Genomic DNA, 10396 nt, shown 5'->3' on the forward strand with positions numbered 1-10396 from the left:
CGAGGCCGCGTGCCGCATCCGTGGACGACACTGAAACCTATTAGGTCATACGAGTTCAAGAGTCTGTGACATAAAAGTCTGACTTTTTCTTCCCGTGGGCCGACTCGTAGGCTGAACCCCATGAGCACACCGGGCCGGGGGCTGCACGGCCATGTACTGGAGAGCCTCGGTCCTGCCATCACCGCGGGTGAGTACCCGCCGGGCAGCGTCCTGCGCACCGACGAGCTGGCGCAGCGCTTCGAGGTGTCGCGGTCCGTGATGCGGGAGGCCGTACGGGTCCTGGAGTCGATGTACCTGGTCGAGTCGCGTCGCCGGGTCGGTGTGATCGTGCGCCCCGCCTCCGAGTGGAACGTCTACGATCCGCAGGTCATCCGGTGGCGTCTCGCGGGCGCCGACCGCCCGCGCCAGCTGCGCTCGCTCACCGTGCTGCGCTCCGCCGTCGAACCGGTCGCCGCGGGCCTGGCCGCCCAGCACGCCACGGCCGAACAGTGCGCCGAACTCACCGAGTGCGCCCTGGGCATGGTCGCCACCTCACGCGGCCACCAGCTCGAGAAGTACCTCGTCCACGACATCGCCTTCCACCGGGTCATCCTCAACGCGTCTGGCAACGAGATGTTCGCCCGCCTCGGCGACGTCGTCGCCGAGGTCCTGACGGGCCGCACCCGTCACGAGGTCATGTTCTGGGACCCCGACCCGGCCGCCGTCACCCTGCACGTCCAGGTCGCGGAGGCAGTACGGGAACGCAAGGCGGACCGGGCGGAGGAACTGACCCGCGAGATCGCGGTGGGCGCGCTTCAGGAGCTGGACATACTGGCACCTCCCGCTACTTGATGAACTCCCCGTCCACGTACACCCACGCCCCGTCGACCCGCTCGAACCGGCTCCGCTCGTGCAGCGAGCCGCCGGCGTACGAGGCCCGGAAGGTCACGGTCCCGGTGTTGTGGAACGCCGATCCTTGGTCCGTACCGAGAATCTCCAGGCCGGTCCACTTCATCCCGGGTGTGAACTCCACCCGCGGCGGCCGGGTCCGCGGATGCCAGGTCCGGAGCAGGTACGCCTCGTCGCGCTTCACGAACGCGCAGTACCGCGACCGCATCAGCGCCTCGGCGGTCGGCGCGGTCTCGGCGCCCGAGTGGAAGCGGCCACAGCACTTTTCGTACGCCTCGGGGAGGCCACACGGGCAGGAAGCGGCGGGCGCGGCGTGACCGCGCGGCCGTCGGCGGGGCACTGAACTGCGTCGGGGCATGGGGGCATTGTGCCGTCCGGGTGGCAGGAGCTCTCAGGCCGGGCCTGGACCGGACAGCTGCGAGCGCAGGAAGTCGAGCAGGTCGGCCGTGCCGGTCGCGCGGTCGCGGACCCGGGCGGCGACCGCGAGGACGAGGGCATCCATGACGGCGAATGTGCGGCTCCGCCGCGTGGGCGCCCTCAACCACGAACAACCCGCAGCCTCCCCCCGGCGGGAGGGGCCGTGGGCCGGTGCGTCGTATGCCCGTCGCTTAGGTTCGGTCTCAGGCCACCCGCACCCTGTACCAGCAAAGGGCCGTACGCCCGGCCTGCGACGGGCTGACGCACCGGCCCACGACCCCGACCCACCACCCACCCAGGGGCGCGGGGAACGGCGCGAGCAACCACCACGAACCCGCAGCCGCCCAACCGCCGGAGGCACCCCGCGGGGAACGGCGCGACCAGCCACAACGAACCCGCACCCGACCGCGCAGCGCAGTCGCCCCGCTTCACCCAGCGGAGCGAACCCGCACCAGACTACGGACGCCAAAGCGAATGCTCCCGCTCCGCCCACTCCCTACTCACCGCCCCCGTCCGCATCCCCCGCCGCGCCTCCGGATCTGCCAGCGCCATCCCGATGTGCCCGGCCAGGACGATACCGATCGTCAGGGCCAGCCAGTCGTGGACGAACGTCGCGCTCGTGCGCCAGACAAGCGGCGTCAGGTGCGTGAACCACATCAACAGCCCCGTGCCGAGCATCACCAGCGTCGCCCCGGCGATCCAGGCCGCATACGTCTTCTGACCCGCGTTGAACTTCCCGGCCGGACGCGACGCAGGCTGGGCGTCACGGCGCGCAGCCGCCCGCAGCCACACCCGGTCATGCGGCCCGAACCGGTTCAGCAGCCGCAGGTCCGCACGGAACGCGCGGGACGCGAGACCCACCAGCACCGGAACCGGCAGCAGCAGCCCCGACCACTCGTGCACCACGACCACCAGCGCACGGCGACCGACCAGTTCCGCCAGCTGGGGCACGTAGAGGCAAGCCGCGGTCACCACGCACAGCCCCATCAACACAGCCGTCGCGCGATGCACCCACCGCTCACCCCGGCTGAACCGGCGTACTCGCGCGGACGCGGCGGAAGCGGCGGAAGCGCCGGGCTCGTCGGGCCGTGCCGGACCGGCCGCCGACGCCGACGGCGTCGTCTCACGTGGCCTCATCGTCACGTCCGTTCGAGCGCCCCACCCACGCGTCCACGTCGTAGCCGCGCTTCTCCCAGTAGCCGGGACGGACGTCCGACGTGAGGGTGATGCCGGAGAGCCACTTCGCGGACTTGTAGAAGTACATGGGGGCGACGTAGAGGCGGACGGGGCCGCCGTGGGAGTGGGACAGGTCCTTGTCCTGCATACGGAGGGCGACGAGGACGTCGTCGCGGCGGGCCTGGGACAGCGTCAGGCTCTCCGAGTACATACCGTCGAAGCACGTGAAGCGCACGGCCCCGGCCGAGGAGCGCACCCCGGCGGCGTCCAGCAGCTGGGAGAGCCGTACGCCTTCGAAGGGAGTGTCCGGCACCCGCCAGCCGGTGACGCACTGGACGTCACGGACGAACCGGGTCTGCGGCAGGGCGCGCAGCTCGGAGAGCGTGTACGTGGTGGGGCGGTCCACCAGGCCGTCGATGGTGAGGCGGTAGTTGTCCGCGTTCTTGCGCGGGACGGACGAGGCGACCGAGTAGTAGCGGAAGCCGCCGCCGTTGGGGAGGAGGCCGGTCAGTCCGGTGGGGTCCTTGTCGGCGGCGCCGCCGAGGAAGGACTCGAGGCCGCGCTGGAGCACGGGCGCGGCGGCCACGCCGAGCGCACCGAGTCCGAGCGTGCCGAGCAGGAGCCGCCGCCCTATGGGGGTGCCGCCCGGCTCCGGTTCCGAGGCCGTCGGTTGTTCCGAGTTCACGCACTGATTCGAGCACCCCTGCCCCCCGGAAAGCCAGGGGTCAGGGGTGCCCGTCAGTAATCCGTAACCACTTCTCACCGGTCTTTGAGGAGGCGGAACTTCAGGAGCCGGACTCCGCCGCCTTGTCCAGCTGGAACGCCTCGTTCCCGAGCCCGATGCGCGCGTGCGCCTCGGGGTTGCGGGAGCGCAGCAGCAGGCCCTGGAGGAGGCCGAGGACGGCGGCCAGCAGGATGATGCCCGGCAGTACCCAGGTCAGCGCGGAGCCGGGGCCCGCAGCCACGAGTACGTCGAAGTCCGTGACGGTGTAGTACGCGATGACGAGGAGCGCGACACCCGCGACCGCGGACGAGGCGAGCCGCCAGGCCTGCGCACCGGCGGCGCCACGGCGGACGAAGAAGACGATGACCGAGAGCGAGGCCGCCGCCATGAGCAGGATGATGCCGAGCGCTCCGATGTTGCCGAACCAGGTGAACAGCTGCAGCACGGGAGCGGTCGGGTCGCCGGTCGGCTTGTCGTCGGCCACCGCGAAGCCGGCCACGACCAGCACGGCGACGACGGTCTGCAGGAGCGAGCCCGTGCCGGGGGCACCGCTCGTGCCCGCCGTGCGGCCGAACGCGGCGGGCAGCAGCCCCTCGCGGCCCATGGCGAAGGCGTACCGCGCGACGACGTTGTGGAAGCTGAGCATCGCCGCGAACATGCCGGTCACGAACAGGACATGGAGTACGTCCGTGAAGGTCCCGCCGAGCCGCGACTCGGTGAGGAAGAACAGCAGCCCGGGACCCTGATCCTGCGCGGTGCCCACGATCGCTTTGGGTCCGGCGGCGACGGTCAGCGCCCAGGAGCTGATCGCGAAGAAGACAGCGACGAAGCCGACCGCGAGGAACATCACGCGCGGGACCAGGATGTGCGGACGGCTGGTCTCCTCGGCGTACACGGGGGCCTGTTCGAAGCCGAGGAAGGCGGCGACGCAGAAGCACAGTGCGGTGCCGAGGCCCGCCCCGGTGAGCGTGTCCGGGTTGAAGGCGTGCAGCGACAGGCCCTCCCCGGCGGGGTCGGCGACGGCCGCGAAGTCGAAGATGACGACGAGCGCCACCTCGATGATCAGCAGGACGCCGAGCACGCGCGCGTTGACGTCGATCTTCAGCCAGCCGAGCGCGCCGACGACGAGCGCGGCCACCAACGCCGGTATCCACCAGGCGACTTCGAGTTCGAGGTAGGTGGCGAACAGTCCGGACACCTCGAAGCCGAAGATGCCGTAGATGCCCACCTGGAGGGCGTTGTACGCGACGAGCGCGACCGCCGCCGCACCCGACCCGGCGGTGCCGCCGAGGCCGCGGGCGACGTACGCGTAGAAGGCGCCGGCGTTGTGGACGTGGCGGCTCATCTCCGCGTATCCGACGCTGAAGAGGACGAGCACCACGCCGAGGATGACGAAGAGCAGCGGCTGGCCGACGATGCCCATCACCGCGAATGCCGTGGGCATGACACCCGCGACCACCATGAGCGGGGCGGTGGCCGCGAGCACGGACAGGAGCAGGCCCGCCGTGCCGAGCCGGTCGGCGCGCAGCGCGCGCTCCTGCCCCTTGAAGGTGCTGATGCCGCCGCCGTCGGCTGCCGGTCTGCTCGCACTCGAAGTGCTCGAGGCTTTCGAACTGCCCGTCGTCATCGCGGGGTTGTCCTTTCGGATGTCAAGTGCGGTCGTTTACTGGTCGCTTGTTGTATGGGGTCTCACGCCGCGCCGAGCACGCTGTCGCGTGCGGCACGGAAGGCGGTGTACGGATCTCGGTCGGGGTACGCCCACGGGGCCGGGGTCGCATGCGGTCCGATGCGGTGGAACAGGGCGGCGGCCTCGGCGCCCCGGCCCTCGCAGAACTTGGCGTGGGCAAGGAAGTTGAGGTCGACATGGCTGCGCGGATGGTCGTCGCGCTCCCACTCCAGCCACCAGTCGAAGGCGGCCTTCATCACCTGGCGGGCCCGGCGGCCGGCCCAGTGCCCGGAGGCCACCGGATCGACTGACTCCCAGCCGGCGGCGGCCAGCACGCGATAGCGCTCGGCGTGCGCGACGACCGGCAGGATCGCCAGCGGTGAGTCGGCGGGCGCCTGTTCGGCGGACCAGCCGGCGAAGTCGTACACCTCGTGCAGCGGATCCTGGCCCGCTTCCGGCCGACGCTCGGCGAGCCGGGCGGTCATCAGATGGTGGGCGTGGTGGTGGTCGGGGTGGCGATGGCGCACCTCGTCGAAGAGCCGGACCACTTCCTCGTCGCTGCCCAGGACGCGCTCCAGCATCAGCAGGCCGAGCCAGGGCGTGGGGTCGACCGGTGCGAGCGCGACCGCGCTGTGGCAGGCCTTGCGCGCCCGGTCCGGCTTCTCCTTGCCGTTCAGGGCGCGTTGCACACCGGCCACGGCGAGCAGCACGGCGGCGTCGGCGGACTCGGGTTCGGCGAGCAGCCAGTCGCGGGCCCAGGCCTGCGTACTGGACTCCTGCGCGAGCACGGTGACGCGATGCGCGCGGCGGTCCCAGTCGTCGCCGGTCGCCACGAGCAGTGCCCGTACGGCGGTCCACCGGCCCTGCGCCAACGCGGCCCGGGCTGTGATGAGTTCGGTGTCGCCAAGAGCACTGTCGAAGGCATGGGCCGCGCGCTTACGGCCGCGGCCGAGGGGTGGTGGGGACACCGCTGGACTTCCTCACACGGCTGTCACATCAGCGATTGATCACGCACAGCAAACCTCCACCCAACACTTCGCGTCAAGCCTGACAGGCGCGCCATTTGTGTCAATCTGCCACGGGGGGACGGGCCGTTGGCCCGGACGAGCACCGACCTCACGACAGCCACCGGCCTCTCGACAGACGCCGATGGCTTTCAGGCCGTGACGGTGGCCACGCGTTTCTCCAGGAGGACGACAGAGCGTCACCGGCAAGGGCCGCGAGCCGCGCGGGGAGGTCCCGCGGGCCGGGCTGGAAGGTGTAGACAGCCGCGAGCCGCAGCAGCGCGGCGGCGGTATGGACCCGCACGGCGGTGGGTTCGAGGGCTGCTGCGAGAGGGCCGCCGGTGAGGGCACGGGCACAGCGCGCGGCTACCGCCGGTGCGCAGTGGCCCTGCAGCGTGCGCAGGTGCAGGTGCGCCAGCAGGTTTCCGGTGTCCAGCGCGGGGTGGGCGGCGGCGAGCATGTCGAGGTCGAGCAGCCCGACCGCGCGCCCGCCCGCCGCCCCGTCGGCCGACGGGGCGCTGGTGGCGATGAGCTGCTCGTCGTGCAGGTCTCGGTGGCAGAGCGCCCAGTAAGGCACCGGCAGCGCGAGCAGCGCGGCGGCGACCGGCGCGACGGCGGCGGACAGGCCCGCGGCGCCCGCGGCGTCGGCATCGGCCGTCCACCGCCGCACCACCGCGACCTCGTCGGCCGCGGTGTGCCGGGCCAGACCGTCCGCCGGAGCCCTCAGCAGCGCGGCCAGCGCGACGCCGACCCGAGCACAGAACGCGACCGCGTCGTCGGGCGCGGTCGCCAGCAGGGTGTGCAAGGTCGGGCCGGGGAGCGCCGCCAGGCGAACCCAGCCTTCGGCGGGCTCGGCCGCCAGGACCGCGGGCACCAGCGGGGCACCCCGCACGTCACGAACGCGTTCGCGCACCTGGCGCAGCCCGTCGGCGACCCGGTGCGTCCGTTTGGGTCGGACGATCTTGCGGTAGTGCCCGTCGGCCTCGCGCAGCACCGCGCGCCGGCCGGGCCGGTGTACCAGCAGAACGGTGCCGGGCCGGGCCACGGCCGGGCCGAGCGCCGGCAGTGCCGGGTCGGCGCCGGCGAGCACCCGCACCCGGTCGTCGGTGATGACCAGGCCGACGACGGTCCCGCCGCGCGTCGTCGCCTCCACCGCGAGACCTTCGGCGTGCGGCCAGGCCCTGCGGGCGGTGAACTCCACCGGCACCCTGTTCAGTGCGGGCAGCGCGGGCAGCAGAGGGGTCACCTCAGCCTCCTCAGTTCCGTCGCCGCCGATTCGGCGTGGTCCACGACATCGCCGACCAGCCGAGGCCAGCCGGGGCGCAGCCGCTTGAACGGCTCGGGGGCGCCGTCGAGCCAGGGCAGTACGCCGAGCAGCCGAGCGAGTTCGGTGCGGTCGGCGAGCCGATCGGCCGGGGCGAGCACCGGGTCGTGGACGGGATGCTTCCGCGGAAGGGTGGTCATCGCGGGTCTCCGGAGTGGGTGGGTGCCGGGGAGGGCCGCGCTCCGCGGGGCCGAGCGTGTTCGGGGCGGGGTGGCCCCGGGTGGGGCAGTTGCTCGATGCGGCCGTCGGCGATGCGGATGATCCGGTCGCATGAGGCGAGCAGTTCCTCGTGGTGCGCGACGACCAGCACGGTGCGGCCGTGGGTGAGTCGGTCCAGCGCGGCCAGCACCGCGCGGCGGCTATCCGCGTCCAGCCCGGTGGTGGGTTCGTCGAGCAGCACGACCGGCGCGTCGCGCAGCATCGCGCGCGCGATCGCGATGCGTTGCCGCTGCCCGCCGGACAAGGAGTCGCCGCGTTCGGCGAGCACGGTGTCGTAGCCGTGGGGCAGGGCGCTGATGAAGGCGTCGGCGTCCGCGGCCACGGCTGCGGCATGGACCTCGGCGTCGGTTGCTTCCGGACGGGCGAGGCGTATGTTCTCCCGCACCGTGTCGGCGAACAGCACCGACTCCTGCAGCACCACCGCGGTGGCCGAGCGCACCGACGCCAGCGTGAGATCGCGCAGGTCGTGCCCGTCGAGCAGCACTCGGCCGGACTCCGGGTCCAGCAGCCGCAGCAGCAGTGCCACCAGCGTCGACTTGCCGGAGCCGCTGGCCCCGACGACGCCCACCCGTTCTCCAGGGCGGATGTGCAGGCAGGCGCCGGAGAGGACGGCGCGGCCCGGCTCGTGGGCGACGGTCACCTCCTGCAGCCGGATGTCGCCGCGGGGCGCGGGCAGCGGACGCGCCCACGGCATGTCGCGCAGCTCGGGCTCGGCGTCGAGAAGCTCGGCGACCCGCTCGCCCGACGCCGCCGCCCTGGATATGCGCCCGGTGTACTTGGCGAGGTTGTTCATCGGCTTGAACACGCTCTTGAGGTAGCTGAGGAACACCACCAGCTCGCCCAGGCTCAGCGCGCCGTCCACCACGCGTTTCGTACCGATCAGCAGCACCACGGCGGTGGCCGCGCCGATGACGAGGTCGGTGCGCCGTTCCAGGCCTGCGGACAGGCGCTGGGTGAGCATGCCGCTGCGCAGGCTCGCGGCGTTGTCGGCTCCGAAGCGGGCGGCCAGCCGCTCCTCGATGCGGTAGGACTGCACGACGCGTACCGACCCGAGCGCCTCTCCGACGAGCCCGGCGAGGGTGCCCTCGTTGCGGCGCTGCTCCCGCCCCGCCTCGGTGACCCGCCCACAGGAGCGGCGGGCATTGAGCAGGAACGCCGGCACGGCGGCCAGGACCACGACGGTGAGGAGCGGGTCGAGGACCAGCATGACCAGGGTCATGCCGACGAAGATCACGACGCTGCCGACCAGCGGCAGACAGGCGGTGATCGCGACCTCCTGCAGGCGGGTGACGTCGGTGGTGAGCCGGGACAGCAGGTCGCCCGAGGAGTTCGACTGGTGGTAGCGCACCGACTGCGCCAGCACCCGCTGGTAGGCCGTCGACCGTATTCGGGTCATCACCCGCGAGCCGATCATCGCGAAGCACACGGTGGAGGCATAGGCCGCGCCGGCCCGCAGGCCCACGACGGCCAGCAGCCCGGCTGCGGCGAGGAGGGCGAGCACCGGCAGGCCGAGCACCTGTCCGAGCGGGACCGGCTCGCCGCTGAGCAAGGCAGGCAGCACCTCGTCGATCACGGGTTTGAGGGGCCACGGCTCGGCGAGGGTGGCGAGCACCTCGACCAGCATGGTGAGCAGCCCGAGTGCGACCAGCTTGCGCTCCTGCCGCAGCAGTGGCAGCAGGTGGCGCAGGGTGGCACGCAAGGCCGTGGAGTCGGGCCGGGCGCCGGGCCGGCGGAGGCGCGGCATGTCAGCCGACCGCTTCCGCCGCCGTCGGCCGGTCCTGCACCAGGCCGAGTGTCTTGTCCACCACGGCCGACCAGGACAGCCGCCGCTCGGCGGCCCGCCGCCCCGCCCGTGCCATCCGCGTGCACAGCACCGGGTCGGTGGCCAGGCGGGCCAGGGCGCCGCTGGTGGCGGCGACGTCTCCCGGGGGCACGAGCAGGGCCTCGGTGCCGTCGGCCACGAGGCAGGGCAGGTCGGCGATGGAACTGGCCACGGTGGGCAGCCCCGCGGCGAGGTACTCGGCGACCTTGAGCGGCGAGAAATAGTGGTCGCCCTCGGGATAGGGCGCGGCGGCGAGGTCGGCGCCGCGCAGCAGGTCCGGCACCTCGGCGTGGGCGAGGTGCCCGGTCGCGACCACCGGCACGTCGGCATCGCGGGCCCGTGCCCTTGTCGCGGCGAGTTCCGGGCCGTCCCCGATGAGCAGTAGCCGCATCGCCGGGCCCGCGGCGCGGGCGGCCGCGACCGCGTCGACGAGCAGGTCCAGGCCGTGCCAGGGCTTGAACGTGCCGACGAACGCGACCACCGGCTCGGCGGTGCGCCTGCGGGGGCCCGGAGTGAAGCGGGTGACGTCGACGCCGTTGCCGATGACCGGGATCGCCCGGCCGCGCGGGTCGAGCTGCTCCGCCCAGCGGGCGACGGCTCCGGTCACGGCGAACGGGGCGTCGGCGGCGTCGAGCGCGCGCAGCGTCCAGCGGAGCGCTGCGGCGGCGTCGTGCAGGCCGCGGTACTCGGCCTGCTCCGCCGGCAGCGGGGCGTTGATCTCCAGGACGGACGGCACCCCGGCGCGGCGCGCCGCCTCCAGAGTGGCGGCGCTCCACAGCGTGTAGCGCTGGTAGACGACATCGACCCGGTGCTCGCGGCACAGCCGCGTCAGGATCGTCGCGGCCACGTCGTCGGCGCGGCGCTGTGCGGCCTCGCGGGCGGCCAGGTCCGCCCCGCCCGGGCGGGGCACCTCGTGCACGACGACGTCCGCCAGGCCGTGCGGTGCGGTGCCGCCCGGCCGGGTGGTGATCAGGTGCACCGTGCGGTAGCGGCGCCGCAGCTCGCGCAGCACCTCCTGTACATGCACCGAACAGCCCTTGGCACCGAAGGGCGGTACCCCGGGGGCGGTGACGACGTAGACCGCGGTCCCGCTGCTCACAGCGCCGCTTCCTGCGCCGTGGCGCCCACCCCGGCCGGGACGGCGTCGGTGCGGTCG

General features: G+C 72.9%; 10 protein-coding genes. 1 reads left to right on the forward strand and 9 read right to left on the reverse strand.

Going from position 1 to position 10396, the window contains the following annotated elements:
• Window positions 1–120: 120 nt before the first annotated feature.
• Window positions 121–831, forward strand: coding sequence for a FadR/GntR family transcriptional regulator (locus ACYVO6_RS01780; protein WP_461056586.1), 711 nt, complete (start codon window positions 121–123; stop codon window positions 829–831).
• Here ACYVO6_RS01780 and ACYVO6_RS01785 read toward each other — a convergent pair.
• From ACYVO6_RS01785 to ACYVO6_RS01825, 9 genes are all read right to left on the reverse strand, one after another.
• On the reverse strand, window positions 824–1246 hold the full coding sequence (locus ACYVO6_RS01785; protein ID WP_461056587.1) for a YchJ family protein: 423 nt from the start codon (window positions 1244–1246) through the stop codon (window positions 824–826). The two genes, ACYVO6_RS01780 and ACYVO6_RS01785, sit on opposite strands and share 8 nt — an antisense overlap.
• Window positions 1247–1761: 515 nt before the next feature.
• Window positions 1762–2442 carry a cytochrome b/b6 domain-containing protein gene (locus tag ACYVO6_RS01790; protein ID WP_461056588.1) on the reverse strand — a complete coding sequence of 227 codons (681 nt, stop codon included), beginning with the start codon at window positions 2440–2442 and terminating at the stop codon, window positions 1762–1764.
• Window positions 2429–3166, reverse strand: coding sequence for a molybdopterin-dependent oxidoreductase (locus ACYVO6_RS01795; RefSeq protein ID WP_461056589.1), 738 nt, complete (start codon window positions 3164–3166; stop codon window positions 2429–2431). Before ACYVO6_RS01795 ends, ACYVO6_RS01790 begins: the two co-directional genes overlap by 14 nt.
• A gap of 100 nt (window positions 3167–3266) precedes the next feature.
• The gene (locus tag ACYVO6_RS01800; protein WP_461056590.1) at window positions 3267–4832 is read right to left on the reverse strand and encodes an APC family permease; all 1566 of its coding nucleotides are present in this window, start codon (window positions 4830–4832) and stop codon (window positions 3267–3269) included.
• 62 nt (window positions 4833–4894) lie between these two features.
• Window positions 4895–5839 (reverse strand): hypothetical protein, encoded by a 945-nt coding sequence (locus ACYVO6_RS01805; RefSeq protein ID WP_461056591.1) that lies wholly within the window; start codon window positions 5837–5839, stop codon window positions 4895–4897.
• 148 nt (window positions 5840–5987) lie between these two features.
• Window positions 5988–7121: a hypothetical protein gene (locus ACYVO6_RS01810; RefSeq protein ID WP_461056592.1), complete on the reverse strand. Its 1134-nt coding sequence runs from the start codon at window positions 7119–7121 to the stop codon at window positions 5988–5990.
• Complete coding sequence (locus ACYVO6_RS01815) at window positions 7118–7339, reverse strand: hypothetical protein (RefSeq protein WP_461056593.1); 222 nt, start codon at window positions 7337–7339, stop codon at window positions 7118–7120. Before ACYVO6_RS01815 ends, ACYVO6_RS01810 begins: the two co-directional genes overlap by 4 nt.
• A complete protein-coding gene (locus ACYVO6_RS01820) occupies window positions 7336–9162 on the reverse strand; it encodes an ABC transporter ATP-binding protein (protein WP_461056594.1) in 1827 nt (608 codons plus the stop codon). The genes ACYVO6_RS01815 and ACYVO6_RS01820 overlap by 4 nt, the downstream gene beginning before the upstream one ends.
• Before the next feature lies 1 nt (window position 9163).
• Entirely contained in the window at window positions 9164–10339 is a 1176-nt protein-coding gene (locus ACYVO6_RS01825; RefSeq protein ID WP_461056595.1) for a glycosyltransferase family 4 protein, read from the reverse strand.
• Between the last annotated feature and the right edge of the window lie 57 nt (window positions 10340–10396).

This window comes from Streptomyces pseudoechinosporeus, assembly GCF_054783935.1.